Below are 26804 nucleotides of genomic sequence, written 5' to 3' on the forward strand. Positions count from 1 at the left end.
TCACTCGTTTCTTCTCGAGACGTCCGTCAGACGTCGGTCGGGTTGTGCTCTGATGTGTTGAGGGCGAAGGCGAGTTGAGCGAGAACCACCTCGCGGTAGTCGACATTCCTTGGTGACAGATGTTCGAGCACAACCGGATACAACAGACCGACGATGTTCGCCACGACAACCTCGATGATGGCGTCCGAGCCGAAGCGCGGGCGGAAATCACCGGCATCGATGCCGCGCCGGACAGCATCGGCAAAGGGCTTGCGGTACTGCTCTGCGAGCGTGGCCGCATGTTGCTGCAGCTCGACATCGTGCGCGGCGGCGGTCCAGAACTCCATCAGCATTCGCCAGGTGGCAACGTCCGTGGCGAGCCCGCGGTCGACCATCGCAACGAGCTGCTCCCACGGATCTTCGAATTGTGCTGCGAACTCGTTCATTGCGTCCACTGCAATGGAAGTGGCGCGATCGAACGCCTCGATCAGCATGTCCTCGCGGGAGCCAAAATAGCCCTGCAGCGTGCTCACTGCCACACCCGACGCGGCAGCGACGTCGGTGTAGCGGGTGCCGCCGTACCCGCGGTCCGCGAGTGTCGCGATCACCTGGTCGAGCACGGCCGTGCGCTTCGAGCCGCCCGCTCGGCGACTGCGACTCGGTCTCGTTTCACTCATGTTCGTACCGTATCACCATACGGTACGGAGATACCAGAGCGACGTGACCGCGGACCTGGCGAAGAGTCCCGCCGGCACGGTAGGAATGCGTCAGACTGGCACCATGCCCGTGACCGTCGATTGCCTGGTCATCGGGGCCGGCGTGATCGGCTTGGCCGTCGCAAGGCGCCTGGCCGTGGGCGGGCGGGACGTGGTGGTGGTCGACGAGGCGGATGCGATCGGCACGCAGACGAGTTCGCGCAATTCCGAGGTGATCCACGCCGGCATCTATTACCCGCGGGGCAGCGCGAAGGCCCGGCACTGTGTGGCCGGACGGCAGATGTTGTACCGCTACTGCGACGACCGGGGCATCGATCATCGGCGGATCGGCAAGCTCATCGTGGCCACCGATTCTGACCAGCTCGACCGCCTCGACGTGATCGCGGCGGCCGCCGCCGCGAACGGGGTCGACGACCTTCGGCTACTGAACCGGGACGACCTGGCCTCGATCGAACACGGACTCGACTGTGCAGGCGCACTTCACTCACCGTCGACGGGCATCATCGACATCCACGGACTGATGAGGGCCCTGCATCGCGATGCCGAAGACGCCGGTGCGACAACCGCTCTGCGCACCAGGATCACGGGCGGGCACATCCGGCGCGGGCAGCTCGTCATCGAGGCCGACGTCACGGCGATCAGCTGCAGAACCGTGGTGAACGCCGCCGGGCTCAGCGCCTGGGAGGTCGCACGAGGCATCGAAGGTGTACCACCAGAGACCATCCCGAGGCGATTTCTGGCAAAGGGTAGCTACTTTGTTCTCGAGAGCGGCCGAGTTCCGTTTTCGCAGTTGGTCTATCCCGTACCCGTCGGCGGCGGTCTCGGCGTGCACCTCACGCTGGATCTCGCCGGCCAGGCTCGGTTCGGCCCGGACGTCCAGTGGACCGACCACATCGACTACCACGTCGATGCCGCCAGAGCAGATCAGTTCTACGCCGCGATCCGGCGTTATTGGCCCGGCCTGCCGGACAACTCACTGGTACCCGCGTACTGCGGAATCCGGCCCAAGTTGTCGGGCCCGGGAGACGGGGACAGCGACTTCCTCATCCAAGGCCCTGCCGCACACGGGACGCCCGGACTGGTGAATCTGTTCGGCATCGAATCACCCGGCCTGACGTCCTGCCTGTCGATCGCAGAGGCCGTGGCGTCGCTCGTGGATGATCGCTAGAGAATTCGGTCGTTGTCCGGATCGTCGGGATTTTCCGGTTCCTCGGGCGGGGGTTCGACCGGACGGCGAAGGTTGGCGATCGCCGCATCGATATCGGCGAGCGCCTTCGTCTTCGACGCGTAGAAGATCTCGCCGGGAAGCAGCTCGAGCCAACGCACCGACCACCCGATGTCGCGCAACGTGTCGCCGCTCTTGTCTGGCGACGCCGCGGCAGCGATGAGCCGGTCATCGAGCTCGAACACCGCATCGTCGAGGCGGCCTCGTGCGGCCAGCAGTTCGTCGTCGCTGCGCAGCGAAGGGTTCTCGTACACCAGACCCATCGCGTAGCGGATACGCCGGTGCAGGACAGCCTCTGGATCGGTGGCGGTGGTCCATTCAGCGGGCGCCCGCCCGGGCTTGCCCGGGACCAGGTCGGTGGAGCGGGCGAACCGTCGCACCCGCTTGTTGGAGTCGTAGGCGAACCACAGGCCCCCGAGCAGCATCAGCACGGCGACGACCACCGCGGCGACGACGATCAGCCACGCCACATCCATCACCCTCTCGACCCCAACGATCACAACCTTCTGGCCCACGTTAGTTCAGGCACGGGTGTGGCCGGGGACCGCCCGTCTGCGTCATCACACGCCGGCCTCCGCTACGTCAGGCCGCTACCAACCTGCTTCGACGTCCGTGGCACGGTGAAGCAATGTCTGTCTGGGAAGTGGTCGCGATCCTGCTCGCCGGCGTGGGCGCCGGTGCGATCAACGCGGTGGTCGGCAGCGGAACACTCATCACGTTCCCCACACTGATTGCGTTCGGATTCGCTCCGGTGACCGCAACGATGACCAACGCCATCGGGTTGGTGGCCGGCGGCGTATCGGGTACGTGGGGCTACCGGCGTGAACTGCGCGGACAGTGGCCGCGGCTGCGGTGGCAGATCCCCGCCTCGTTCGTCGGAGCACTCATCGGCAGCTGGTTGCTGCTGCACCTACCGGAAAAGGCGTTCGAGACGATTGTCCCGGTGCTCCTCGTCCTCGCACTGGCACTGGTGATCTTTCAGCCCAGGATCCAGCGTTGGACAGCCTCTCGGATGGCCTCGGCACCCGTCGACGACAACAACGACACCGTGCTCAGTCCCACGCGTCTGGCCCTGGTCACCGGGGCGACATTGCTCGTCGGTATCTACGGCGGTTATTTCACTGCAGCACAGGGCATTTTGCTGATGGGCGCGATGGGCGTGCTCGTCGCCGACAACCTGCAACGCCTCAATGCCGCCAAGAACCTGCTCTCCCTCATCGTCAATGTGGTCGCCGCGGTCACCTACACCATCGTTGCGTTCGACCGAATCGACTGGGCCGCTGCCGGTCTCATCGCCATCGGCTCGCTCCTCGGCGGAGTGATCGGCGCCAAGTACGGCCGGAAGTTGTCACCGTCGGCGTTGCGGGGCGTCATCGTCCTGGTCGGTCTGATCGGTTTGTGGCGACTGCTCGTCTGACCTTCCGGGGCGTGCGTGCACACCCTCCGGTTTCGGCGACTTCCTCCGATTGCAACCGGAGGAACTGACTGCAATCGGAGGAACTAGCCGCACGGCCACAGAACCTCCGACTGCAACCCCAGCCTTCGGCCCGCACGGCCCACACCCTCCGGTTTCGGCGACTTCCTCCGACTGCAACCGGAGGATCTGACCCAAGTCGGAGGAACTACCCGCACGACCACACACCCTCCGACTGCAACCCGAGCCTGCGGACAAACCAACTCGGCCCCACCATTTGAATTGGTGGGGCCGAGTCTTTCGGAGGATGTGGCCGCGGTCGTTCTGGACTGCCGACGAGCGAGCGCAGCGATGTGAGGAGAAAGGAAGAACTACCGCCTGATGGCCACGTCCGACAAAGCGAGCGGAGCGAGCAGAAGACTCAGTGAGACACTGCCTTCTCGACGCCCACTCCGGTCAGCGATCGAACTTCCATCTCGGCCTGCTTGGCGGCGTTCTCCTTGCGACGGCCACCGATGTAGGTACCGATCACCGCGAGCAGGAAGCCGGCCGGGATCGACACGATGCCCGGGTTCGACATCGGGAAGAGGTCGAAGTTGGCGTCGGGGAACATCGAGGTCGGCTTGCCCGACACCGCAGGCGAGATCACGATCAGCCCGATGCAGGTGATCAGGCCGCCGTAGATGCTGAACAGTGCGCCGGTGGTGTTGAACCGCTTCCAGAACAGCGAGAACAGCAACGTCGGCAGGTTTGCCGAGGCTGCGACGGCGAAGGCAAGTGCCACCAGGAAGGCGATGTTCTGTCCCATGGCCGCGATGCCGAGGACGATCGAGATGACACCGATCACGACCACCGTGATCCGCGAGACCCGGACCTGCTGTTCTTCGGTGGCGTTGCCGCGCTTGATGACACTGGCGTAGATGTCGTGGGCAAACGATGCCGACGCGGTGATCGCCAGGCCGGCAACCACGGCGAGGATTGTCGCGAAGGCGACCGCCGAGATCACCGCGAGGAAGATGGTTCCGCCGAGTTCGAACGCCAGCAACGGTGCCGCCGAGTTCTCTTTACCCGGTGCCGCGAGGATCTTGTCCGGTCCCACCGACTTGGCGGCTCCGTATCCCAGCACCAGGGTGAACAGGTAGAACGCGCCGATCAGAGCGATCGCCCAGGTGACCGAGCGACGGGCTTCCTTGGCGGTGGGCACGGTGTAGAAGCGCATCAGCACGTGGGGCAGGCCTGCGGTGCCGAGGACCAAAGCGATGCCCAGTGAGATGAAGTCGAGCTTGGACATGTCGCTGATGCCATACTTGGCGCCCGGTGCAGCGATGTCACGACCGGCGACGGCTTCACTCGCCGAACCACTCACGGTGGCTTGGGCATCGGCGATCAACTGCGAGAAGTTGCCCTTCACAGCGAAGAGCACCAGGACGAACATCACGCCGGCGCCGGCGATCAGCAGCACCGCCTTGACCATCTGGACGTAGGTGGTGCCTTTCATACCGCCGATGAGGACGTACGCGATCATCAGCACACCGACGACCGCGACGACGACACCCTGACCGAACTTGCCGTCGATGTTGAGCAGCAGCGCCACAAGTCCACCGGCGCCGGCCATCTGGGCGAGCAGGTAGAACAGCGAGACCGTCAGCGTCGACAGTGCGGCAGCCATCCGCACCGGGCGCTCCTGAAGCCGGAAACTCAACACGTCGGCCATCGTGAAACGACCTGTGTTGCGCAGCAATTCGGCAACAAGAAGTAGAGCGACCAGCCACGCGACGAGGAAGCCCACCGAGTAGAGGAAGCCGTCGTAGCCGTAAACCGCGATGGCACCGGCGATTCCGAGGAATGACGCGGCCGACAGATAGTCACCGGCGATCGCGAAGCCGTTCTGCGGCCCGGAGAACTGACCGCCACCGGTGTAGAAGTCAGAAGCCTTCTTGGTGGTCTTGCTGGCGCGGATCACGATCGTCATGGTGATGACAACAAACGCCACGAAGATGGCGATGTTGAGCGCGGGGTTGCCGACAGAGGCGGCGCCTGCAGCGAGCGAGGTCATTTGAGCGGTCCTTCCAGCTCGTCGCGGATCGCGGCAGCGCGGGGATCGAGGTCACGGTTGGCGAAACGGACGTAGACGGCGGTGATCACAAACGTCGACACGAACTGACCCAGGCCGAGGATGATGCCCAGGTTGATGTTTCCCCAGACCTTGGTGGCCATGAAGTCACTGGCGTAGGTAGCGAGCAGGACATAGAGCATGTACCAGGCGAGGAAGAAGGCCGTCAGCGGGAAGACGAAGACGCGTAGGCGGCGGCGAAGGTCCTGGAACTCAGGGCTTGCCTGCATGTCGATGAATGCCTGCGCGTCCGGTGCGGGTCGCTGTGGCGACGCCTCCGGGGTCAGGTCGGATGTGGTCATGACGACTCCTGGGGTGATGGGAAAAGCTCGTATGGGACGTTAGTGAGATGCCGGTCACAGCAGAAGACTGTGGTCGCAGTCACACGGCGAGCTGTCGAACTGTGCGATGAACGGTCGGTTGAGCGCGACGAACGGCACCTACTCCGGCCGCAGATTCGCCTCTCGGTCCTTGCCGACACCAAGACGTTCGGGCGCATGGAGCCTGGTGAGCAGCCGGCCGACATCGGCTGGGATCTGATGCGGGGTGAGCTTGCTGACCAGCACCATCGAAGCGAACGCGAGGGGCACACTCACTGCTGCGGGATAGCCGATGATCGTGGCGATCCAGCCTTCCTGCAGGACGTCGGCGATGCCGGTGATCGACGTGGCCAGGGCCGCGCCCCCGGCGACCACCCCGCCGACGATCAGCCCCGCTGCGGCGCCTGCCGCCGTCAGTCCGCGCCACCAGATACCGAGGACCAGCAGCGGACAGAGGGTCGACGCGGCCACCGCGAACACCAGGCCCACCGTGCGCGACAGGTCGATCGACGTCACGGCCACCGCGAGGAACAACGGCACCAGTCCGGCGAGCAGCGAGGCGATCCGGAAGTCCCGCACCCGACCACGCAAGACATCGGTACTCAGCACGCCGGCCACACTCACCAGCAGCCCCGACGAGGTGGACAAGAACGCCGCGATCGCTCCCGCGGCCACCAGCGCGGCCAGGAGTTGTCCGCCCAGCCCGGACACCACCGATCCAGGAAGGAGCAGTACCGCGGCGTCGGATGCACCGGTGATCAGCAGTTGCGGCACCCACAGTCGTGCGAATGCGCCGAGCAGGGTGGGGAACAGATAGAACACCGCCAGCAGACCCACCACCGCCAACGAGGTTGCGCGGGCGGCCCGCCCATCGGGGTTTGTGTAGAAGCGGACCAGGACATGCGGCAATCCCATGGTGCCGAGGAAGATGCCGATGATCAGTGAATACACCTGGTACATCGGGTGGTCGCCACCGAATCCCCATCCGGGAGTGGCCCATTGATCGTGGGTGGCCGGCGCACCCGACACCACCGGTACGGCCGCGCCCGGCGCCAGCACCAAAGACGTACCCGCACTGACGTCATGGTCGCCCGCGGTCAGCCTGATCGGGCCGCTCACCTCCCCACCGTCGACCGTGCCGTCCGCGGTGACCCAGAGGTCGCTGTTGACCTGCACCACCACGTCAGTGGTGACGTCGACGGTGGTCTGTTCGGCGACGGTGGGAGGGGCGGCCGACCCCAATTCCTGGTCTTCTCCGTAGAAGTGGATCGCCAGCACGATCGCAGGCACCGCGATGGCCGTGAGTTTGAGCCAGTACTGAAAAGCCTGGACGAACGTGATCGACCGCATGCCGCCGCCGATCACGTTGGCGATCACGATGACCCCGACCAGCACTGCCCCCACCCACGGTGACGTACCCAGCAGGATGTTGAGGGTCAGTCCCGCGCCCTGGAGCTGAGGGACCATGTAGAGGATGCAGATCAACACGACCACGCCGGTTGCGAGCTTGCGCAACAGTGTTGACCCGAGACGGAATTCGGCGAAGTCGGGAACGGTGTAGGCCCCTGATCGCCGCAGTGGTGCCGCGACGAACAGCAGCAGTCCGACGTAGCCGGCGGTGAATCCGATCGGGTACCACAGTGCGTCGGTCCCATACTTCGCGATCAGGCCCGCTACGCCGAGAAATGATGCAGCCGACAGGTATTCGCCGGAGATCGCGGCGGCGTTCCAGTTCGGCCCGACACTGCGCGAGGCGACCAGGAAGTCAGAAGTGGTGCGCGCCAGCCGCACTCCGTACGTTCCGATCGCCACGGTCGCCACCGCCGCGGCGATCAGCGCCAGCAAGGTCGCAGTCGGTACCGATTGTCCGGTGATGGTTTCCATGGCGGACGGTCAATCGTCGACCAGGTCGGCGAACTCTTGTTCGTTGCGGTCGGCAAGCCGGTTGTACATCCACGAGACCCCGAGCAGCACCGGATAGACGCCCACTCCCAGAACCACCCAGGGCAGCCGGATCCCCCATACGGTCACCTCGGACAGATCGGGAAAAACCGCCCACAGCAACGGGATCGCACACAACATGGCCACGGTGAACCCGGCGAGCCGCAGAGCCAGCCCCAGCTGCGCCCGCATCAACCCGCGGATGAGGGCGTCACCGACCTCGGTCTGCTCTTGCACCTCCACCCGGGACCGGACCCGGCGGGCCCCACGCCGCTTGGCGAGCACCACCCGCTCACGGGGCCGCGGCTGACCGTCGGCGGGCGACGTCACGGCGCGTTCCGGGTCTGCCGGGGAATCCGCACCAGGCGGTCCTTCAGCTCACGGGTGTGCCGACGACTGACCGGGAGTTCGACCGGCCGCCCGTCCCGGACCGAACGCAGGCACACCACGGTCCCCGACCCCACCGTGCGGATGCCGGTGACCAGGGGCAAGGCCACGAGGTAGGACCGATGAACCCGCAGGAATCCGGCGTCGCGCCAACGATCCTCGAGCGTGGAGATGGGGATGCGGACCAGGTGCGAACCGGTGGCGGTGTGCAACCGGGTGTAATCGCCGTCGGCCTCCACCCAGTTCACCGTCGACCGGGGCACCAGCGTGGTGGTCCCACCCATCTCGACCGGGATCACCTCATCGGTGTCGCCGTCCGCCGCGGAGTCCGGCCGGGAACCCGCGGGGGTCAATGTTCCCCGTTGCTCCCTGTGCTCGAGCACCCGGCGAACGGACTCCGCCAGACGCTGTGCTCGCAGTGGTTTGAGGAGATAGTCGACGGCCCCGAGGTCGAACGCCCGGACGGCGCGATCCTCGTGGGCGGTCACGAACACCACGGCCGGCGGGTGCGCAAACGCGGCCAGCACACCCGCGAGTTCCAGGCCGTCGAGTCCGGGCATGTTGATGTCGAGGAACACCGCGTCGATCGATCCCGGACGGTCCTTGATCAACCTCAGGGCAGTGGTGGCATCGCCTGCAGTCAGCACTTCTCCGACGGCCTCCTGAGCACCCAGGAGGTAGTTGAGCTCGTCGAGCGCGGGCCATTCGTCATCCACGGCGAGCACGGTCAGCGCATGCCGGCCCGGTCGTCCTGAAGTGTTCGGTGTCTGCGTCACAACGCATCCATGGTGCCACGCACATCGGTCCTCGCGGCTCTTCTCACGCGGAGATGCCCGGGCGGAATTTCGGCACCCGCATGCTCACCTTGGTTCCCGCTCCCGGCGCGGTCTCGACCACCAGACCGTAGTCGTTGCCGAATGCTGCCCGCAGCCTGTCGTCGACGTTGGCGAGACCCACGTGTGCGGACTCGGTCGCAGTCGCGGTGGCACCGGACACGATGGCGTCGAGATCACCCGATCGCAGCAGATCCGGGTCCATTCCCACCCCGTTGTCCTCCACACTGATCACACAGTCAGTGCCTTCGTCTGCGGCGACGATGATCACCGTGCCACCGTCGGGCTTGCTCGAGATACCGTGCCGCACAGCGTTTTCGACCAGTGGCTGCAGGGCAAGGAACGGCAGCACCACGTTGAGCACCTCTGGGGCCACCTGGAGGCGGACTTGCAGGGCACTGCCGAAACGGGCCCGCTCCAGGGTGAGGTAGCGATCGATGTTCCGGAGTTCGTCGGCGAGCACCGTGTATTCACCTGCCGACCGGAAGGAGTACCGGGTGAAGTCCGCGAACTCGAGGATCAGCTCGCGCGCCTGGTCGGGGTCGGTGCGCACGAAGGACGCGACCGTGTTCAGTGCGTTGTAGATGAAGTGCGGACTGATCTGCGCACGCAGGGCCCGCACCTCGGCGCGGTCGAGCCGAGCCCGAGAGGCATCGAGTTCGGCCAGTTCGATCTGGCTCCCCGCATATCGGGCAACCTCCGTGATCGCCGACAACATGCCCGGCCCCGGCTGGATGCGCGTCACCACCCCCATCACCCCCACCGATGCGGAATCCTCGAGCAGCAGTGGCTGCACGATGAGCGCGCGCACACCGGGCTCGTCGAGGTCGGGAGCTTTGATGAGGATGCGGCGACCCTCGTCGGCGGCGCGCACCGCGGCCTGGGCAAAGGCGTCGATCAGCGCTTCGTGTGGCCCCGTCCAGGCCAGGAGCGTTCCGTCCGCGTCAGCAAGACCGAGCGCATCAGCAGACGTCAGCTCCCGCAGATGCGGTGCTGCTTCGGCCGCCGAGTCGGCCCCCAGGCCGCGGCGTAGCGGGACAGCCGCGAGTGAAGCCGTGTGAAGTGTTGCGTGAACGACGCGTTCGGCCGGCGTCGTCAGCGTCGGCCGGGTGCGCACGCGCAGGGCCAGCACCGCCACCACGACAAGCAGGACGGCGATGACCGCGAGGGTGAGCGCGATACCGGACATCAGCGGGTCATCACGCTCGCGACCGGACTAGCGGTCGCCGAGGGCGTACGCGGCTGCGGAGGTTGCCGCGGTGACGGTGAGCACCGACGGCCACGCGCCGATCTTCTTGGCGAGAGGATGCGAGGCCCCGAATGCGAACAGGTAGCCACCGAGCAGCGGGGCCGCCACAGCAGGTCCCTTGGTCTGCCACCACTGGGCGGTGCTCCAGGCGCCGGCCGCGGCCAGAACGACTCCGCCGAGTTCACGGCGTCCCGAGTACCTGGCGGCGGCGAAGCCACCGATGAGTCCGGCAGCGACAACAGGTGCGGTGTAAGTGGAGGTCACACCAGCGACTCTAACTGCTGAGCGCCTGGGTTCCGATGCCAACCGAACACCGATCCGTGCAGGGTTTGTGTTCGTCCGCAGGCACTGCAACACCGGTATTCGTACACAAAGCCTGTATGGATCGCCTACTGTCCTGCCGTGGCCGAAAACGACGAACGTGCGATCACCAACCTGATCGCGTCGTACGCCGAACTGGTCGATGCAGGTGACTTCTCCGGTGTCGGTGAGCTGCTCGCGGATGCGTCGTTCGGCAGCGCAGAAGGGTCGTTGACCGGCGCCGATGCCATCGCGGAGATGTTCGAGAAGTCCGTGATCACCTACGACGACGGCACTCCCCGCACCAAGCACGTGACGACGAACATCCACCTCGAGACCGACGGCACGTCAGCGTCCGTGCGGTCGTACTTCACGGTCCTTCAGGCGGTGTCCGGGTTGTCGCTGCAGCCGATCATCGCCGGGCGGTACCGGGATCGTTTCACGAGAACCGCCGACGGCTGGCAGTTCACCGAACGGGTGGTCACCATCGATTTGGTCGGCGACGTCAGCAGGCATCTTCGCGGGACGCGACCCGCTCCCGTCACCGACTGAGCACCCTCGCTTCGCTGGTCAGCGCCGCCGAATGGATGAGTCCAACCGGACCATGTACTTTTAGCATCGCTATTCATCGAAGAAGTCGAGGACATCAGTGACCGAAGACAGCCGAGTGCTGGTTCCCGGCGACACCTGCTGGCAGATCGCTCGAGCCGACCGCCTCGCCTGCATCATCGATGCCGCCGACTACTTCTTCTACGCCAAGTCGGCCATGCTCGAGGCACGCCATCGGATCATTCTGATCGGCTGGGACTTCGACACCCGCATCAAGCTCGAGCCGGGCGGCCAGACCCTGGAAGGCCCCAATCGTCTCGGCGATTTCCTCAAGTGGTTGCCGAAACACCGGCCCGGCCTCGACATCCACCTGCTGAAGTGGAATCTCGGCGCTCTGACCGCCATGACCCGGGGAATGGCCCCGATCTTCGTCGAGAACTGGCTGACCGACGAAAGCCTGCACTTCGAACTCGACGGCGCGCACCCCGTGGGCGCCGCACATCACCAGAAGATCTTGGTGATCGACGACCAGCTCGCGTTCTGCGGCGGCATCGACATGACGGTCGACCGGTGGGACACCTCAGACCACAAGGACAGCAACGACTTCCGCACCAAACCCAGCGGAAAGTCCTACGGCCCATGGCATGACGCGACCACGGCCGTCGACGGGGACGCCGCGCGAGCGATCGGCGAGATGGCCCGCGACCGGTGGAAGGCCGCGACCGGCACAACGCTCGAGCAGATAGCCGCTGATTCCGAGGGTGACCAGTGGCCCAAGGGACTGGTCCCCACGCTGGAGTCGGTGGACGTGGCCGTCGCACGCACCCTGCCGGAGATTCCGGGCCGCGACGAGGTGCGGGAGATCGAGGCGCTGTACCTGGCAGCCATCGCGAGTGCGCGGCGTTATCTCTACATCGAGAGCCAGTATCTGGCGTCACGGACCATCGCCGAAGCAATGGCCAAGCGTCTCGGCGAGCCCGACGGCCCCGAGATCATGGTGGTTCTGCCACGCAACGCCGAAGGCTGGCTCGGACAGCAGACCATGGACGGTGCCCGCCACCGACTGCTCAAGCTCCTGTGGAAGGCGGACGTGCACAACCGTTTCCGTGCATTCCATCCCGTGACGACAGGGGGTGAGCCAATCTACGTGCACGCCAAAATTCTCATCATGGACGACAGTGTTTTGCGGGTCGGCTCGTCCAACCTCAACAACCGCTCGCTCGGTTTCGACAGCGAATGCGACCTCGCCGTCGAGATCCGCGACGACGATGCCACCGCCGATGAGCACCGGGCAAGCATTCGGCACGTTCGCGATCGCCTCCTCGGCGAGCACCTCGACGTCGGAACCGAGGGCTTCATGGACGCGCTCACGAAACACAATTCACTGGTGGCCACCGTCGATGCGCTTCGCGGAGAAGGCAAGACGCTGGTGGAGTTCGACCGGGAGGCCATCGACGGCGAGGAGAACCCCCTCGCCGAGAACGAGCTGATGGATCCCGAGCAGGCACCGTCGTCGTTGTTCCAGCGGACGTACCGGGAACTCGCCCGCAGACGCTTGGCTCGACGCCAATCTGCCCACCGTTGAGCCGGTTTCGTGCCCGATAGGTTTTCTACAGGGCGTATGTGCGCATCACACCCTTGCTGATGATGGTCTTCTGGATCTCGCTGGTGCCTTCACCGATGAGCAGGAACGGCGCCTCACGCATCAGACGCTCGATCTCGTACTCCTTCGAGTAGCCGTATCCGCCGTGGATACGGAAACTGGCCTGGGTCACCTCGGAGCAGTACTCACTCGTCAGGTATTTGGCCATACCGGCGGCAACGTCGTTGCGTTCTCCCGAGTCCTTCAGCCGCGCAGCGTTGATCATCATCAGGTGCGCCGCCTCGACCTTGGTCGCCATCTCCGCCAGCGAGAACGCGATGGCTTGATGTTGCGCGATGGGTTTGCCGAACGTGCTGCGTTGCTGTGCATATCGCGCGGCGAGTTCAAAGGCGCGTAGTGCAACACCGCATGCGCGGGCCGAGACGTTGACGCGGCCGACCTCGATGCCGTCCATCATGTGCCGGAATCCCTGGCCGGGGCTGCCACCGAGGACCATGTCCGACGAGATCCGGTAGTCGTCGAAGAAGAGCTCGGTGGTGTCGATGCCCCGGTAGCCCATCTTCTCGATCTTGCCGGGGATCGTGAGCCCAGGCGCCACCTCACCGAACCCAACCGGCTTTTCGACCAGGAACGTGGTGAGGTTCTCGTGCGGCTTCGCCGACCCTTCGTCGGTGCGCACGAGAACCGCGACGAGAGTGGAACTTCCACCGTTGGTGAGCCACATCTTCTGGCCGTTGACGAGGTAGTCGTCGCCGTCGCGTGTGGCGCGGGTACGGATTGCGGCCACGTCCGATCCCAGCTCGGGCTCTGACATCGAAAAGGCACCGCGCACTTGCCCTGTCGCCATCCGCGGCAGATAGTGCGACTTCTGTTCAGCAGTGCCGTGCTGTCGGATCATGTACGCCACGATGAAGTGGGTGTTGAGCACACCCGACACACTCATCCACCCGCGCGCCAACTCCTCGACACACAGGGCGTAGGTCAGCAACGACTCACCGAGTCCCCCGTACTCCGCGGGGATCATCAACCCGAACAGTCCCATATCGCTCATCGTGTCGACCAGAGCTTGAGGGTAGGTGTCGGAGTGTTCGAGTTCCTGGGCGTTCGGGATCACGTCCTTTTCCACGAAATCGCGCACCGTGGAAAGGATCTCCCTCTGCACGTCGGTGAGGCCTGGGGTTTGCGCGAGTCGGGTCACTCGGTGTCCTTCGTGGTTGGTCGAGTGGCTACGCGCACCACGCCGCGGTTGTGGAGGTCGGCGATCTGCGCGTCGGTGAGGTTCAGGTATGTCGCCAGCACGTGTGCCGTGTCGTCGCCGTTGGCCGGTGCGGGACGGACGGGTGGATGGGCGCCCTCGAACGTCATCGGCGTGGTCGGTGCCAGGTAGCTGCCGATGCGCGGTTGCTCGACCCGGCCGAACATGGGGTTTTCCAGAACCTTTGGGTCGTAGGCAACCTGCGCGAAGGTGCGGTAGCGTTCATACACCACCGACGTCGTCGCGAGGGCTGCCTCCACCTCGTCCACAGTGCGTTCGGCGAACCACACCCCGAACAAACCGTCGAGTACCCGGCGGTGTCGGTAGCGGTCACCGTCCTTCGTGAAGTCCACCCGCAGTGCGGTTTCCACCGCTCTGACCGCCTCAGTCGTTCCGGTGACCTCGGCGAGGTCGCGGAAATGCCGGGGCGTGATCGCAACCACCATGAGCCGCTCACCATCGGCTGTCGGGAAGTCGCAACCATACGTGCCGTAGATTCCGTTACCCACCCGCGGTCGATCATCGCCGCCGAGCTGCGCCTCGGCCAGGTATCCGAGATGCCCGGTGGTGGCCAGCGCGACATCCTCCAGCGGCAGCACCACCCGTGCACCGGCGCCGGTCTCCGATCGACGGATCACCGCCGCGGCCACCGACAGCGCCGCGTACAGACCGCACGCCACATCCCATGCCGGCAACACATGGTTCACCGGACCCGCAGTGGTCGTTGGGCCGGTGACAAGCGGAAACCCCGTGGCCGCGTTGACCGTGTAGTCGAGGGCACCGGAACCGTCGGCGCGGCCGAGGATCTGAACGTGGATGAGATCAGGACGGATCGCGGCGAGGGAGTCGTAGTCCAGCCAATCTCGTCCGGCCGCATTCGTCACGAGCACACCGGCTTCGGTGATGAGATCTCGGATCAGTGCGATCGCCTCGGGGTCGCGGAAGTCGGCCGCGACCGACCGTTTGCCCTTGTTCAGATTCGCCCAATAGATGGATTCACCTTCATCGGTGACCGGCCAACGGTGATAGTCCGCGGCTCCGCCGATCGGATCGACTCGGATGACCTCGGCGCCAAGTGCTTCCAGTGTCATCCCCGCGAGAGGGGCGGCGACGAAGCTCGACACCTCCACGATCCGCAGCCCCTTCAGGGGCGAGGTCGGCACGTCGGTCACCGCAGGCGGTCCACGGGTTGCAGGCAAATGGTCATGGGAACACCCTGCCCGGCATCGGCCCGAAGGTCCATATGCACCGACCCACCATGTTCTCGGTCTTCGACGTGCATGATGGATCCGCTGAGAGGAGCCGATGTGCGCGATGTGGTGATCTGTGAGCCGATTCGGACCCCGATCGGTCGGTATGGCGGAATGTTCAAGTCGCTGAGCGCCGTCGATCTCGGTGTTGCCGCCATGACCGGCCTGATCCATCGCACCGGGATCGCACCCGACCTGATCGAAGACGTGATCCTGGGCCACTGCAACGGCAACAGTGAAGCCCCTGCAATCGGCCGCGTGGTGGCCCTCGACGCCGGCCTGCCGGTGACCGTGCCGGGAATGCACGTCGACCGCCGGTGCGGATCAGGTCTGCAGGCCGTCATCCAGGCTGCTTTCCAGGTGGGCAACGGCGACAACGAACTCGTGGTCGCCGGTGGCACCGAATCGATGAGCAACGCGTCGTTCTACTCGGTCGACATGCGCTGGGGCGCCGCGCGAACTGGCGTCCAGATGCACGACAGCCTCGTCCGCGCCCGGTCCACGGCAGGTGGCAGGCACCACCCGGTGCCCGGCGGCATGATCGAAACTGCCGAGAATCTGCGCCGCCGGTATGGCATCAGCCGCATCGAACAAGACCAGCTTGCGGTGACCTCTCATGCACGCGCGGTTGCCGCACAGCAGGACGGCGTCCTGGCCGAGGAGATCATCCCGGTCGGTGTCTCGGTTCGCGGCGGCGAGAAGGTGATCGACACCGACGAACATCCACGTGCCGACGTGACTCTGGAGAAGCTCGGTGCACTGCGTCCAATCATGGCTGCTGACGACTCCGATGCCACCGTCACCGCAGGCAACGCCAGCGGCCAGAACGATGCGGCGTCGCTCTGCGTGGTGACCACTGCCGAAAAGGCGGCTGAACTCGGCCTCGATCCGCTGGTTCGGCTGGTGTCGTGGGGGATCGCCGGCGTGGCGCCGGAGGTGATGGGCATCGGTCCTGTCCCGGCAACGGAGAAGGCGCTGGCCAAGGTCGGATTGACGTTGTCGGACATCGATCTCATCGAACTCAACGAGGCATTCGCGGCCCAGGCCCTCGCCGTGATGCGGGAGTGGGAGTTCGGTGCCGGTGACCTCGACCGCACCAACGTTCACGGTTCGGGGATCTCGCTCGGTCACCCGGTCGGCGCGACGGGCGGGCGAATGCTCGCCTCCCTCGCCCGGGAGATGCGCCGCACAGATGCGCGATACGGGCTGGAGACCATGTGCATCGGCGGCGGGCAGGGGTTGGCCGCGGTGTTCGAGATTGTTCGCTGAGGTCGTTCTGCACTTGACCGGCCTTCCGACCGCTGGTCCGTTAGGCTGCGTAATTATCGATGACCAGTCGTTATCTCTTGTGTCGCCTGGTTTTCGGAGTGAAGGAGGACGACGACGAGCACCGAGGTCACACTTCGCCAACTCCGCTACTTCGCCGTACTGGGCGACGAGCTGAACTACCGCAGGGCCGCCGAGAAGCTGTTCATCTCCCAGCCCGCGTTGTCGACGGCGATCAAACAACTCGAGTTGCAGTTCGACGTCCGACTGTTCACCCGTAACACCCGAGAGGTGTCGCTCACCGACACCGGACGCGAGTGGCTACCGCGCGTACGGGAGGCGTTGCACGGCGTCGACCTCGCGATCGATGACCTTGTCACCCGGTCGCGGACTCTGGACGGCACACTGCGGATCGGCTATCTCATCGGCACCGGGGCGGACCTGCTGTTCAAGGTTGTTCGTCACTTCGAGGCCGCGCACCCCGACGTCACGGTGGAGACCGCGGAGTACGACTTCGCCGACCCGACCGCCGGCCTCGCCGACGGCACGAGCGAAGTCGCGCTGATCCGGCCCCCGGTTGATCTCGACGAGCACCGCATGCTGATCCTCGACTCCGAGAACTGGGTGGCCTGCCTGCCCCGCGACCATCGTCTCGCCGGCGCAGATGAGGTCGTCATCGAGCAATTGCTCGACGATCCGATCGTCTGTGCCCCGATGAGCGCGGGCACCTGGCGCGACTATTGGCTGGGCATGGATGCTCGCGCAGGACGTGAACCGACGATCGCGGCGGTCGCGGCCACGTACGAAACGGAGACGACGATGATCTCCCGTGGTCTCGGGATCAGTTTCACCACCTCGGCATGTGCCCGACTGTACGAGCGACCCGGCATCGTCTACGTCCCGATTGCGAACCGCCCGCCCAGCTACACAGCGCTGGCGTGGAACCCCCGGCACCTGAGCCGGGAGGCCGAGGCGATGGTGAGCCATGTTCAGGCCGAATGGAACTTCGGAGAGGTGCTCGACCTCTGAACCATTCCGCTCGGGTTATCGCGGGCGGTCCGATAACCCAGGGTTATCACCCGATTGATATTCGGAACTTCCGGCCCCACCCGCAACGGGGTTGTCTAACCGCAGTCGGCTCCGTAGTCGTAGCCACGCATCGTTCGAATGCCTCACCTGGAGCCCACCATGACAGACACCACCGCGCACAGGCCTCCCGCCGGTCGCGCTGCAGCACCGGCCGCCGCCGGCAATTCCGAAGACGCGAAACTCGCCGAGTTCGGGTACACGCAGAAGCTCGATCGCTCGGTCGGAAAGCTCGCGTCGTTCGCCATCGGCTTCGCAACCATCAGCGCGACGACCGCGGTGTTCTCCGGTTTCGGTACCGGCTACTTCACCGCAGGGGCACCGTTCGTCTGGACTCTTGTGCTCGCCGCCGCAGTGTTCGCGATCTGGGCTCTGATAGCCGCTGATCTCGCCGCCAAAATCCCCCTGGCCGGTTATGCCTATCAGTGGACCAGTCGGATCAACGGTTCCGATCTCGGCTGGTTCACCGGCTATGTCGCCCTCATCGGCTGGATCAGCGGAATGACCGGTGTCGGATACGTCTTCACCGGCTACTTCGGCGGGGTCGTCGGCTGGACCATGACTCAGACCGAGCAGATCTTGATGACCATCGCCGTGGTGGCGGTCTGCGTTCTCATCAACATCTACGGTGTCCGCTTTGCTACCACGGTCAACAACATCGGCGTCAGCCTGGAACTGCTCATCACCGTCGGTGCCACCATCGTCATCGCCGTCATCGCGCTGCTGATCCACGACGACCACCAGCCGATCTCGGTTCTCTTCACCGGCGGAACCCAGGGCGATCACGACACGTATGTGGCCGCGTGGCTTGCGGCGGCCCTCGGACCGTTCTTCGGCCTGCTCGGCGTGGAAGCGGGAGCCGACGTGGCCGAGGAGACCAAATCGGCTCGACATGTGGTGCCACGCACGATGTTCTACGCTCTCGCCACCTCTGTTGTCATCGAACTGGCGATGTACATCGTCTACGTTCTCGCGATCCGCGACACCGACGCCCTGGAAGCGGCGACGGTGTCCCCGATCGAGGAGATCCTCAACCAGCAGGTGGGCTCGGTGGCCACCAAAATCATCATCGCCATCGCGCTCACCAACATTCTTGCGTGCCTGCTCGCCAACATGTTGGTCGCCACCCGCCTGACCTATTCGATGGCCCGTGACAACATGCTTCCGTTCTCGGGAATCCTGCGCCGGGTGTCCCCCACCCGGCAGACACCGATGTATGCCGTTGTCGCGCTGGGACTCCTGTCAGCGGGACTGTTGATGTCGGCACTGGTCAACGAGCAGGCCTTCACCTACATTCTCGGGATCGCGACCCTCGCATTCTTCTCCGTCTACATCCTCCAGACCGCAGGCCTGATCGTCGGAGCCCGGCGGGGCACCATCCCTGCTGCCGAGCCGGGGACTTTCGATCTCGGACGCGCCCGCATGCCCATCTACATCGTCGGGCTCATCGTCTTCTGTGCTGTCGAGATCGCCCTCCTCGTGCTCCCGCAATTCGCAGGCAACGGCTGGGTGTTCCTGGGAGTGGTTGCAGTCGGCGCCCTTTGGTGGGTGGCTGCACTGCGACCACGCCTTCAACGTGGTGACGCCGGCAAAGACTTCGCAGCCACGCACGACTGAAGCAGACCTCCCTCCCAATCGAACCATCGAAAGGACTTCGAACATGACCATCAGCAAAGACATCGACTACTCCGCCAGCAACCTCGTGAGCGTCGCGCCAGGCGCGATCCGGGAACCAACACCTCCGGGCTCGGTGATCCAGTACAGCGACTACGAACTCGACGAATCGAGCCCGTTCGCCGGCGGCGCAGCATGGATCGAAGGCGAGTACGTTCCGGCAGCCGAAGCTCGGATCTCATTGTTCGACACCGGTTTCGGCCACTCAGACTTGACGTACACCGTGGCACATGTGTGGCATGGCAACATCTTCCGACTGAAGGATCACATCGACCGGGTCTTCGACGGCGCGAGAAAGCTTCGTTTGCAGTCGCCGCTGTCGAAGGCAGAGGTCGAAGACATCACCAAGCGATGCGTCAGTCTGTCGCAACTACGCGAGTCCTTCGTCAACATCACGATCACTCGCGGCTACGGGGCACGGAAGGGCGAAAAAGACCTGAGCAAGTTGACGTCTCAGATCTACATCTACGCAATTCCATACCTGTGGGCATTTCCGCCCGAGGAGCAGATCTTCGGCACGTCGGCAATCGTGCCCCGCCACGTGCGCCGCGCCGGACGCAACACGGTGGATCCCACGGTGAAGAACTACCAGTGGGGCGACCTGACCGCCGCAAGCTTCGAGGCAAAGGACCGCGGCGCCCGAACCGCCATCCTGCTCGACTCGGACAACTGCGTCGCCGAAGGTCCAGGATTCAACGTGGTGATGGTCAAGGATGGCAAGTTGTCGTCCCCGTCACGGAATGCGTTGCCCGGCATCACCCGGCTCACGGTCATGGAGCTTGCGGCCGACATGGGGATTGAGTTCACCCTGCGCGACATCACAAGCCGCGAGCTGTACGAGGCCGACGAACTGATCGCAGTGACCACCGCCGGTGGGATCACCCCGATCACTTCACTCGACGGCGAGGCACTGGGCGATGGTGAGCCCGGTCCGATGACGGTTGCGATCAGAGACAGGTTCTGGGCGCTGATGGACCAGCCGTCGCCTCTCGTCGAGGCGATCGAATACTGACTTTCGGCTCGTCTCATAGGTTGCTGTCGGCCACCCAGCCTTCCTCCGCCAGCACCCTCGACAAGGCGACGGTGGCGCAAGGAGGCTCGGTGACGCCGAATCGTGGGCAGCGGGCTCGTAATTCGTTGTGTAACAGCTGTTGTGAGGTCAGACCGAACGGTTCCTCGCCCGGTGGTGCGATCACACCCCACAGCGAGACGTACACCTCCGCCGTACCGACTCCGAGCCCGGCGGTGTCGCACTCGATCTCGACGCGGCGGTAGTTGGGCTCGGTGCGGTCGACGGCGCTCAGCTGTTCCGGCGTCAGCATTGTCATCACCACCGGGATCGGCGGGCCGGGGCGACGGAACGGGGCCGCGGGGATGAATCCGGCGACGCTGCGGTGCGCACTGTGACCGACCGAGATGTCGCTGACGGTGCCACGGAGGAAGGGAACACATCCATCGACCTTCGAGAGCTTTCGCCTCATCACCGCCGCACAGGCATTTGATCCCACCGCGACCACCGGTCGGCGTTGCGACAGTGCAGGTTTCGCCGCCCTGTGCAGTTCGCGCTCGATGTCCTCCACCGTTGCAAGCTGGCGGTACTCGCCGCGTACGAGCACGCCGGTGCCCGCGACAGCTCGGCCGGGGTACTCCATGGGCCGGGCCGTCAGGTCGTCGTCGCCCTCGGACACCGGCACAACAATACCGGCGCCCAAACGCAGGATTTGTGTTTCCTTACAGGTGTTGCAACGTCTGTAAGGAAACACAAAGCCTGCACATTCTGCGGTCAGCGATTACGACGCCAGATCGCGGCCGACAGAACCGTCGCGAAAGCGCACCACGCGGCGTACGGAACCAGCGCCGCCGAAGCCATCGGTGACCCTGGTTGCGCGCGCCGAACCAGATCGACACAACTCAGCGTGAGCACACCTGCGGTCGCGGTCGCGGCATCGAGACGATGCGCTTTGAAGAAGACCCAGGTCCAGGATCCGTTGAGGACAAGATTCAGGTACAGCGCGCGTTCGAACGCGGCCGCGTCGATGTGCCGACCCTGCTCATGCAGCCGGTCGACCACCACTGCTGAGCTGATGGCGACATCGCTGTAGAGCGCGGTCCACACGATCGGGAACGCGACGGACGGTGGCTGGAACGGCGGCTTCGACAGCTTGCGGTACCAGCGGGTGTTCACGTCTTGCGACGCCAGCGCGCCGATGCCTGCTGCCAGACCTGCGGCGGCGGATGTCTTGACCAGTGAGCGCATATCGGGCCCCTTTTTCGACGACTCTGCCAACGGTACGTCGTCGGTTCGCAGGTCCGAGTGGGTTTCGCGTGACCGGACGGGCTGTCAGCGTTCCTCGCGCCGGCGCCGCCGCCATTCGAGATCGGCGTCACGCCGCTGCTGTTCAGCTCGTTCGCGGCAGCGCTGCAAGAACTCCGCGTCCGCGACGGGGTCTTGCGGGACGAACCGGCCTTTGCGGTCATATTCGGGAAACAGTGACCCGGCGCCACGGTCGGCGGGCCGGCGACGATTGCGGACACGAGGGCGACCGCTGAGAAACCACACCACCGGTCCGACAAACGGGAGGATGATCACCAACAGCAGCCAGCCCCACCGCGGCATGCCTTTCGGCTCACCTTCCCCGCCGACGATGTCGACAAGAGAGGCGATCATCAACATCAGCACGATGAGTGTCACGTAGGGCATGTACGGCCCCCACCAATACATCCCCCACCAGTACGGGTAGTACAACGGCACGCTCGCCCCCTCGGTCACATGATCGGCGCAACTCTTTCACGATGGCCGCAGCGTGAATAGACACTGAGCGATGGACATCTCCGGCGAAAGGCAATTTCTGTCGATCGATAGGCTGATCGGGCAACACGGCACGTCCGACACCTCGACAAGACCGCAGAGGGAGCACTGTTCCAAGTGATCGATGAGAAGCTACATGACCTCTACGAGGACATCGTCGCCCGCAACCCCGCCGAAGGTGAGTTCCACCAAGCCGTACGCGAGGTCTTCGACAGTCTCGGTCCGGTGGTGGCCAAACACCCTCACTACACGGACGCTGCGATCATCCGTCGCCTCTGCGAACCCGAACGGCAGATCATCTTCCGAGTGCCGTGGACCGACGACGCCGGCGGCGTGCAGGTCAACCGCGGGTTCCGGGTGGAGTTCAACTCTGCACTCGGCCCCTACAAGGGCGGTCTGCGCTTTCACCCCAGCGTGTATCTCGGCATCGTCAAGTTCCTCGGCTTCGAGCAGATATTCAAGAATGCCCTCACCGGCTTGCCGATCGGTGGCGGCAAAGGCGGGGCGGATTTCGACCCGAAGGGCCGCTCCGACAACGAGGTGATGAGGTTCTGTCAGTCGTTCATGACCGAGCTCTACCGGCATATCGGCGAGCACACCGATGTCCCCGCCGGTGATATCGGTGTCGGTGGACGAGAGATCGGATACCTGTTCGGCCAGTACAAACGCATCACCAACCGCTACGAGTCCGGAGTTCTGACCGGGAAGGGCTTGTCGTGGGGTGGTTCGCAGGTCCGCACCGAAGCCACCGGATACGGCACGGTGTACTTCGTGAGCGAGATGCTCGCAGCCATGGGCGACTCCTTCGACGGCAAACGTGTCGCAGTGTCAGGCTCGGGCAACGTTGCCATCTACGCCATCGAGAAGATCCAGCAACTCGGCGGGATCGCGGTGGCCTGCTCTGACTCGAGCGGATACGTGGTGGACGACAACGGCCTCGACCTGGAGCTTCTCAAAGACGTCAAGATCAATCAGCGTGGGCGGATCGCAGATTACGTGCAGGCACGAGGCCGGGGTGCCCAGCTCGGCACGGCCGGGAGTATCTGGCATGTTCCGGTCGACATCGCACTGCCGTGTGCCACGCAGAACGAACTCGACGCCGATGACGCGAAAGCGCTCATCGCCAACGACTGCCGCATCGTGGCCGAGGGCGCGAACATGCCCACCACACCTGAGGCCATCAAGCTGTTCTCTGACGCCGGTGTTCGATTCGCTCCGGGCAAGGCAGCCAATGCCGGCGGCGTGGCGACGAGCGCTCTGGAGATGCAGCAGAACGCGTCCCGGGATTCGTGGTCGTTCGACCACACCGAGGAACGGCTCGCCGAGATCATGCGTTCGATCCACGATCGGTGCCTGCACACCGCAGAGGCCTACGGCTTTCCCGGCAACTACACCGCGGGAGCAAACATCAGCGCATTCACCCACGTTGCCGACGCGATGCTCGCGCAGGGCCTGATCTGAAGTTCGGCGAAACCGGCACCCCACCCTGGACGATGATGGAGGATCAGGTTCGTGCAGGTCGGAATGACGTTGCCGGTGATGGAACCGGATCTCGATGCAACTGTTCTCAAACAATGGGCGAAAGCCGTTGACGATGGGCCTTTTTCGTCCATCTGCTGGGGCGAGCGTATGGCCTTCGACAACCCGGACAGTCTCACGATGCTGGGTGCAGTTGCCGCCTGGACCGATCGGGTGCAGCTGGTCACCACGGTGATCGTGCCCCAGCTCCACGACCCGGTCATGCTGGCGAAGGCGCTCGCGACGGGCGACATGCTCTCCGGCGGGCGGTTGACGGTCGGGCTCGGGGTGGGCGGACGGCACGAGGACTATCGAGCAGTCGGCGCCGACCCGAAGACTCAGACCATCCGCGGCATGGCCGACCGCGTCGCGATCATGAAACGGGTGTGGGCCGGCGAACGGATCACCGATTCGGTGCTCCCCGTTGGTCCCCCACCCGAGCAGGAGGGCGGGCCTCGGCTGATGGTGGGAACCATCGGCCCGAAAACGGTTCGCTCTGCGGCACATTGGGCTGAGGGGTTGGCCGGGACCACGCTTGACCTGGACGTCGACAAGCAGAAAGAGCTGTTCGACGTCGCGACCACCTCGTGGGCGGAGGCGGGTAAGAAGCCACCGCATCTGGCGACGTCCTTCTGGTTCGCACTCGGCGATCCCGAACCCGCCCGCGCGCAGATCCACCATCACCTACGTCGGTACATGAACTGGATTCCTGCCGACTTCGTCGACGCCATCGCTCCCACCACCGGCTGGGCGGGCGACGAGAATCAGCTGGCCGAGGTACTGGCGAAGTTCGCTGCCATCGGAACCGACGAAATCCACCTCATCCCGACCAGTTCAGACCTCGGTCAACTGCAACGGGTTGCGGACGTGGTCGAGGCATTTCGCGATTAGCCCGATCCGGAAATCTCGCCCAAACGGTTTGATCGAACAGACGACTCCATCGAACGAACGTCATTCACTTGGACCACCTTTGTTCGGTAGGTAACACGGCGGCCGGGATTCTTCGATATCGACAATACGATCGCATCGCAATTCTGCTTTGCGATTGTTCGACGAAATCAAAATACGTTCGAGAATCCCGAACAGCGTGGAGGTCAGGAATGCGATTTGTGAAAAGGTGCGTGGCAGCAGCAGGGGCCGCGATGACAGCGCTTGCCATCTCGGTGGCGACCGCACCGGCCGCCAGTGCCGCTCCAGTCGGACCGACGCTGACCGCAGCGCCGGTCACCGTCTACCAGATTCCGGCAATCGGGCTACAGATCAGTGGCCTCCTCACCGGCGGCCCTCTCCTGGCATCAGTCCAGGCCAGTGCGCAAGCTCCCGGACTCACCACGTTCTCCGCTCCCGCGAGCCCGGTGACATGTTCGACCACTGCAGCAGGCGCACTTGTGCAGATCAACTACATCAATCTCTCCACCGGCATTCGCGGGAGCAGCACGGTCAAACCCTGCCGCTACTTCCTCGATCCCGCCCCCACCCACCAGACGGTGAACACCGGATCGGGGCCCGTCGCCTTCACGGTTTCGTTGAAGGGATCGTCCGCATACCCGAATGCGGGCCAGCCCTCCCTTCCTGGCGGTGGCGGATTCATCGCGCCGTGATCGATTGACACCGGCAGAGGTGCGCGCCGGCGCCGTGGTTGCACATCCGGGGCGCACCTCGCCCGCCGTTACCTTTCCGTTACCGTTCGTCACGATTGCGCGCCAAAGCTCGGTGAGTATTGCTTGGGTGAGTGCAACTTTCTACTGTTCAAACAGACCCACCAACCTGACGCCCGAGTTTGCGTGGATTCCCGTATCGAACGAGAAAGGCAGAACAATGAGCACAGATTTCCTGGCAACCGAGTTCTCCGACCACGAATGGCCGTTCGAGATCAGTGTCGAATCCTTCACCGACGCACACGCAGTCGTCCGGGTGAGCGGCAATGCAGACATGGTCACATCTCCGCAGCTGCTGGCGGTGATCAATGCAGCGATCAGCAACTACTCAGAGGTGGTACTCGACCTGTCTCAGGTGAACTTCTTCTCTTCTGCCGCCGTCGACGTGGTGCTCGAGGCATACGCTCACCGGCCCGACAGTTTCAGGGTCTTCGCGCCGGTCCGTCCAGCGCGTCAGGTCCTCGAACTGTTCGCCGACGAGCGCCTGCTCACCGAAGCACCTGCTCCGGTCGTCGACATCCGCCGCGCCTCCGGCCTGCAAGACGCGTCCTGATCGGCTGGGGGCTCAGAGCTTGAAACGGCCCGCCATGCCCCGCAAGGGCATGTCTGCGCTTGTGATGATTCCTGGTCGCGCGTTGACCACCGAGCGGATCGAGTTCAGCGCGGGCAAACCGGTGACGGTCATGCCGATGGAGGCGAAATCTTCGGGATTGTCAAGCCGCACTCCGGGTTTCGGGAAGATCATGTGCTTGCTGTAGATGTTCGGGTCGCCCTGGATATGGGTGATGTAGCAACCCTTGATATCCCAGCTGGGCGCGGTGTGCGGCGTCATCTGCCATTCCAGGTGTGACTCGACCCGCGGCACACCGTCCACCATGCCCTGGTACTTGATGTAATTCGCGCCCAGCGAACCCTTCGGCATCTGGTACCACCCGAGGTCCACGTCTTTGGTGCACGCACCCAGCTCGTAGGAGAACTTGACCTCGTCCAGCTTCAGATCAAAACAGTCGGCCATCATGTAGACGCTGTCGGAGAACACTCTCGTGTACTTCTCCAGTGATCCGGGGATCGACGGGTCGTCGATGGGACGTCCATACCCGACCTCCTTCCACGTCTCCACCGAGTGGTGGCACGACACATCCACGGATTCGATGACGGTCACGTTCTCGATGTCTGCCACATCGGCGGAGTGGACAACTCCGAGTATCTGGCACAGTCCCGGGTTCATACCGGTGCCATAGAAGGTGGAACCTCCACGCTTACAAGCGGCTTCGAGGACTTCGGTGGTTTTCTTGCCGGACGGGTGCGGGTGGTTCTGGTTTCTGTGGTGCCCCGTGATCCAATCGGCCGTGGTGACGATGTTGATGCCGGCTTCGAGCACACGCTCGTACAGTTCTTCGTCCGGGAACACCCCGTGAAAGGTCAACACATCCGGCTTCGCAGCGATGATGTCGTCCACTGATCCGGTGGCGATGACTCCGTTTGCTGCCAGTCCCGCGATCTCACCCGCGTCCCGGGCCACCTTCTCCGGGGTGTAGCAGTGCAAGCCGATCAGCTCGAGGTCGGGATGACTTGCGATGCGCTTGATCATCTCGGTTCCCACATTTCCTGTGGCCACCTGGAATACGCGAATCTTCTCAGCAGCACTCATGTGTTGTC

The 26804-nt window shown here is 64.3% G+C and carries 27 protein-coding genes and 1 pseudogene; 13 read left to right on the plus strand and 15 right to left on the minus strand.

Annotated features, from left to right (window positions below; genetic code table 11):
* Window positions 1-26 precede the first annotated feature (26 nt).
* Window positions 27-656, minus strand: a complete 630-nt coding sequence (locus KXR83_RS00540) for a TetR/AcrR family transcriptional regulator (RefSeq protein WP_437423110.1) — start codon at window positions 654-656, stop codon at window positions 27-29.
* A 103-nt stretch (window positions 657-759) separates the two neighbouring features.
* Between KXR83_RS00540 and KXR83_RS00545 the strand changes: the two genes are divergently transcribed.
* Window positions 760-1863 carry an NAD(P)/FAD-dependent oxidoreductase gene (locus tag KXR83_RS00545; RefSeq protein ID WP_437423111.1) on the plus strand — a complete coding sequence of 368 codons (1104 nt, stop codon included), beginning with the start codon at window positions 760-762 and terminating at the stop codon, window positions 1861-1863.
* Here KXR83_RS00545 and KXR83_RS00550 read toward each other — a convergent pair.
* A complete protein-coding gene (locus KXR83_RS00550; RefSeq protein ID WP_437423584.1) occupies window positions 1860-2396 on the minus strand; it encodes a hypothetical protein in 537 nt (178 codons plus the stop codon). The genes KXR83_RS00545 and KXR83_RS00550 overlap by 4 nt on opposite strands.
* Window positions 2397-2548: 152 nt before the next feature.
* Here KXR83_RS00550 and KXR83_RS00555 point away from each other — a divergent pair, with 152 nt between their 5' ends.
* On the plus strand, window positions 2549-3337 hold the full coding sequence (locus KXR83_RS00555) for a sulfite exporter TauE/SafE family protein (RefSeq protein ID WP_437423112.1): 789 nt from the start codon (window positions 2549-2551) through the stop codon (window positions 3335-3337).
* Between the two features lie 418 nt (window positions 3338-3755).
* Here KXR83_RS00555 and KXR83_RS00560 read toward each other — a convergent pair whose 3' ends face one another.
* The 7 genes from KXR83_RS00560 to KXR83_RS00590 all read right to left on the minus strand — a co-directional run bounded on the left by KXR83_RS00560 (window position 3756) and on the right by KXR83_RS00590 (window position 10441).
* Complete coding sequence (locus KXR83_RS00560; protein WP_437423113.1) at window positions 3756-5390, minus strand: solute symporter family protein; 1635 nt, start codon at window positions 5388-5390, stop codon at window positions 3756-3758.
* Window positions 5387-5749 (minus strand): DUF485 domain-containing protein, encoded by a 363-nt coding sequence (locus tag KXR83_RS00565; protein ID WP_437423114.1) that lies wholly within the window; start codon window positions 5747-5749, stop codon window positions 5387-5389. The genes KXR83_RS00560 and KXR83_RS00565 overlap by 4 nt, the downstream gene beginning before the upstream one ends.
* Before the next feature lie 138 nt (window positions 5750-5887).
* Window positions 5888-7651, minus strand: coding sequence for a cation acetate symporter (locus tag KXR83_RS00570; RefSeq protein ID WP_437423115.1), 1764 nt, complete (start codon window positions 7649-7651; stop codon window positions 5888-5890).
* 9 nt (window positions 7652-7660) lie between these two features.
* Window positions 7661-8038, minus strand: a complete 378-nt coding sequence (locus KXR83_RS00575) for a hypothetical protein (protein ID WP_437423116.1) — start codon at window positions 8036-8038, stop codon at window positions 7661-7663.
* Window positions 8035-8871 (minus strand): LytR/AlgR family response regulator transcription factor, encoded by an 837-nt coding sequence (locus tag KXR83_RS00580; RefSeq protein ID WP_437423117.1) that lies wholly within the window; start codon window positions 8869-8871, stop codon window positions 8035-8037. The genes KXR83_RS00575 and KXR83_RS00580 overlap by 4 nt, the downstream gene beginning before the upstream one ends.
* Window positions 8872-8914: 43 nt before the next feature.
* The gene (locus KXR83_RS00585) at window positions 8915-10117 is read right to left on the minus strand and encodes a sensor histidine kinase (protein WP_437423118.1); all 1203 of its coding nucleotides are present in this window, start codon (window positions 10115-10117) and stop codon (window positions 8915-8917) included.
* A 27-nt stretch (window positions 10118-10144) separates the two neighbouring features.
* Window positions 10145-10441, minus strand: a complete 297-nt coding sequence (locus KXR83_RS00590) for a hypothetical protein (RefSeq protein ID WP_023954574.1) — start codon at window positions 10439-10441, stop codon at window positions 10145-10147.
* 138 nt (window positions 10442-10579) lie between these two features.
* Between KXR83_RS00590 and KXR83_RS00595 the strand changes: the two genes are divergently transcribed.
* Together KXR83_RS00595 and KXR83_RS00600 are read left to right on the plus strand one after the other, a co-directional pair.
* Window positions 10580-11029 (plus strand): nuclear transport factor 2 family protein, encoded by a 450-nt coding sequence (locus KXR83_RS00595; RefSeq protein ID WP_437423119.1) that lies wholly within the window; start codon window positions 10580-10582, stop codon window positions 11027-11029.
* A 97-nt stretch (window positions 11030-11126) separates the two neighbouring features.
* Window positions 11127-12611: a phospholipase D-like domain-containing protein gene (locus KXR83_RS00600; protein WP_437423120.1), complete on the plus strand. Its 1485-nt coding sequence runs from the start codon at window positions 11127-11129 to the stop codon at window positions 12609-12611.
* A 25-nt stretch (window positions 12612-12636) separates the two neighbouring features.
* On the opposite strand, the gene KXR83_RS00605 is transcribed toward KXR83_RS00600, so the two are convergent.
* A complete protein-coding gene (locus KXR83_RS00605) occupies window positions 12637-13827 on the minus strand; it encodes an acyl-CoA dehydrogenase family protein (protein WP_437423121.1) in 1191 nt (396 codons plus the stop codon).
* The gene (locus KXR83_RS00610) at window positions 13824-15056 is read right to left on the minus strand and encodes a CoA transferase (protein WP_437423122.1); all 1233 of its coding nucleotides are present in this window, start codon (window positions 15054-15056) and stop codon (window positions 13824-13826) included. The genes KXR83_RS00605 and KXR83_RS00610 overlap by 4 nt, the downstream gene beginning before the upstream one ends.
* 135 nt (window positions 15057-15191) lie before the next feature.
* On the opposite strand from KXR83_RS00610, the gene KXR83_RS00615 reads away from it, so the two are divergent.
* The 5 genes and pseudogenes from KXR83_RS00615 to KXR83_RS00635 all read left to right on the plus strand — a co-directional run bounded on the left by KXR83_RS00615 (window position 15192) and on the right by KXR83_RS00635 (window position 20172).
* On the plus strand, window positions 15192-16403 hold the full coding sequence (locus KXR83_RS00615; RefSeq protein WP_437423123.1) for an acetyl-CoA C-acetyltransferase: 1212 nt from the start codon (window positions 15192-15194) through the stop codon (window positions 16401-16403).
* 144 nt (window positions 16404-16547) lie between these two features.
* Window positions 16548-16703 (plus strand): annotated as a pseudogene (locus KXR83_RS00620) (helix-turn-helix domain-containing protein); the annotation flags it as partial.
* Window positions 16692-17429 carry a LysR family substrate-binding domain-containing protein gene (locus tag KXR83_RS00625; protein WP_437423585.1) on the plus strand — a complete coding sequence of 246 codons (738 nt, stop codon included), beginning with the start codon at window positions 16692-16694 and terminating at the stop codon, window positions 17427-17429. The pseudogene KXR83_RS00620 and the gene KXR83_RS00625, both read left to right, overlap by 12 nt.
* 159 nt (window positions 17430-17588) lie before the next feature.
* Window positions 17589-19103 carry an amino acid permease gene (locus KXR83_RS00630; protein WP_437423124.1) on the plus strand — a complete coding sequence of 505 codons (1515 nt, stop codon included), beginning with the start codon at window positions 17589-17591 and terminating at the stop codon, window positions 19101-19103.
* 43 nt (window positions 19104-19146) lie between these two features.
* Window positions 19147-20172: an aminotransferase class IV gene (locus KXR83_RS00635; protein WP_437423125.1), complete on the plus strand. Its 1026-nt coding sequence runs from the start codon at window positions 19147-19149 to the stop codon at window positions 20170-20172.
* A gap of 13 nt (window positions 20173-20185) precedes the next feature.
* On the opposite strand, the gene KXR83_RS00640 is transcribed toward KXR83_RS00635, so the two are convergent.
* The 3 genes from KXR83_RS00640 to KXR83_RS00650 form a co-directional block, all read right to left on the minus strand.
* On the minus strand, window positions 20186-20848 hold the full coding sequence (locus tag KXR83_RS00640) for a gamma-glutamylcyclotransferase family protein (RefSeq protein WP_437423126.1): 663 nt from the start codon (window positions 20846-20848) through the stop codon (window positions 20186-20188).
* A 95-nt stretch (window positions 20849-20943) separates the two neighbouring features.
* Window positions 20944-21417, minus strand: coding sequence for a TspO/MBR family protein (locus KXR83_RS00645; RefSeq protein ID WP_437423127.1), 474 nt, complete (start codon window positions 21415-21417; stop codon window positions 20944-20946).
* Window positions 21418-21501: 84 nt separating this feature from the next.
* Window positions 21502-21912 carry a PLD nuclease N-terminal domain-containing protein gene (locus KXR83_RS00650; RefSeq protein ID WP_437423128.1) on the minus strand — a complete coding sequence of 137 codons (411 nt, stop codon included), beginning with the start codon at window positions 21910-21912 and terminating at the stop codon, window positions 21502-21504.
* Between the two features lie 174 nt (window positions 21913-22086).
* Between KXR83_RS00650 and gdhA the strand changes: the two genes are divergently transcribed.
* From gdhA to KXR83_RS00670, 4 genes are all read left to right on the plus strand, one after another.
* Window positions 22087-23430: an NADP-specific glutamate dehydrogenase gene (gene gdhA, locus KXR83_RS00655; RefSeq protein ID WP_437423129.1), complete on the plus strand. Its 1344-nt coding sequence runs from the start codon at window positions 22087-22089 to the stop codon at window positions 23428-23430.
* A 63-nt stretch (window positions 23431-23493) separates the two neighbouring features.
* Window positions 23494-24378, plus strand: coding sequence for an LLM class flavin-dependent oxidoreductase (locus KXR83_RS00660; protein WP_437423586.1), 885 nt, complete (start codon window positions 23494-23496; stop codon window positions 24376-24378).
* Window positions 24379-24587: 209 nt separating this feature from the next.
* A complete protein-coding gene (locus KXR83_RS00665; protein ID WP_437423130.1) occupies window positions 24588-25088 on the plus strand; it encodes a hypothetical protein in 501 nt (166 codons plus the stop codon).
* A 217-nt stretch (window positions 25089-25305) separates the two neighbouring features.
* On the plus strand, window positions 25306-25698 hold the full coding sequence (locus KXR83_RS00670; protein ID WP_437423131.1) for an STAS domain-containing protein: 393 nt from the start codon (window positions 25306-25308) through the stop codon (window positions 25696-25698).
* Between the two features lie 12 nt (window positions 25699-25710).
* On the opposite strand, the gene KXR83_RS00675 is transcribed toward KXR83_RS00670, so the two are convergent.
* Complete coding sequence (locus KXR83_RS00675; protein ID WP_437423132.1) at window positions 25711-26796, minus strand: NAD(P)H-dependent amine dehydrogenase family protein; 1086 nt, start codon at window positions 26794-26796, stop codon at window positions 25711-25713.
* Between the last annotated feature and the right edge of the window lie 8 nt (window positions 26797-26804).

This window comes from Williamsia muralis, from assembly GCF_051487485.1.
Classification (GTDB): Bacteria; Actinomycetota; Actinomycetes; order Mycobacteriales; family Mycobacteriaceae; genus Williamsia; species Williamsia muralis_B.

Coding starts and splice junctions, on each gene's coding strand:
- KXR83_RS00630 (WP_437423124.1), top strand. CDS start 17,589: ATGACAGACACCACCGCGCACAGGCCTCCCGCCGGTCGCGCTGCAGCA.
- KXR83_RS00555 (WP_437423112.1), top strand. CDS start 2,549: ATGTCTGTCTGGGAAGTGGTCGCGATCCTGCTCGCCGGCGTGGGCGCC.
- KXR83_RS00550 (WP_437423584.1), bottom strand. CDS start 2,396: ATGGATGTGGCGTGGCTGATCGTCGTCGCCGCGGTGGTCGTCGCCGTG.
- KXR83_RS00635 (WP_437423125.1), top strand. CDS start 19,147: ATGACCATCAGCAAAGACATCGACTACTCCGCCAGCAACCTCGTGAGC.
- KXR83_RS00670 (WP_437423131.1), top strand. CDS start 25,306: ATGAGCACAGATTTCCTGGCAACCGAGTTCTCCGACCACGAATGGCCG.
- KXR83_RS00545 (WP_437423111.1), top strand. CDS start 760: ATGCCCGTGACCGTCGATTGCCTGGTCATCGGGGCCGGCGTGATCGGC.
- KXR83_RS00540 (WP_437423110.1), bottom strand. CDS start 656: ATGAGTGAAACGAGACCGAGTCGCAGTCGCCGAGCGGGCGGCTCGAAG.
- KXR83_RS00675 (WP_437423132.1), bottom strand. CDS start 26,796: ATGAGTGCTGCTGAGAAGATTCGCGTATTCCAGGTGGCCACAGGAAAT.
- KXR83_RS00645 (WP_437423127.1), bottom strand. CDS start 21,417: ATGCGCTCACTGGTCAAGACATCCGCCGCCGCAGGTCTGGCAGCAGGC.
- KXR83_RS00570 (WP_437423115.1), bottom strand. CDS start 7,651: ATGGAAACCATCACCGGACAATCGGTACCGACTGCGACCTTGCTGGCG.
- KXR83_RS00565 (WP_437423114.1), bottom strand. CDS start 5,749: ATGACCACATCCGACCTGACCCCGGAGGCGTCGCCACAGCGACCCGCA.
- KXR83_RS00660 (WP_437423586.1), top strand. CDS start 23,494: ATGACGTTGCCGGTGATGGAACCGGATCTCGATGCAACTGTTCTCAAA.
- KXR83_RS00560 (WP_437423113.1), bottom strand. CDS start 5,390: ATGACCTCGCTCGCTGCAGGCGCCGCCTCTGTCGGCAACCCCGCGCTC.
- KXR83_RS00585 (WP_437423118.1), bottom strand. CDS start 10,117: ATGTCCGGTATCGCGCTCACCCTCGCGGTCATCGCCGTCCTGCTTGTC.
- KXR83_RS00665 (WP_437423130.1), top strand. CDS start 24,588: ATGCGATTTGTGAAAAGGTGCGTGGCAGCAGCAGGGGCCGCGATGACA.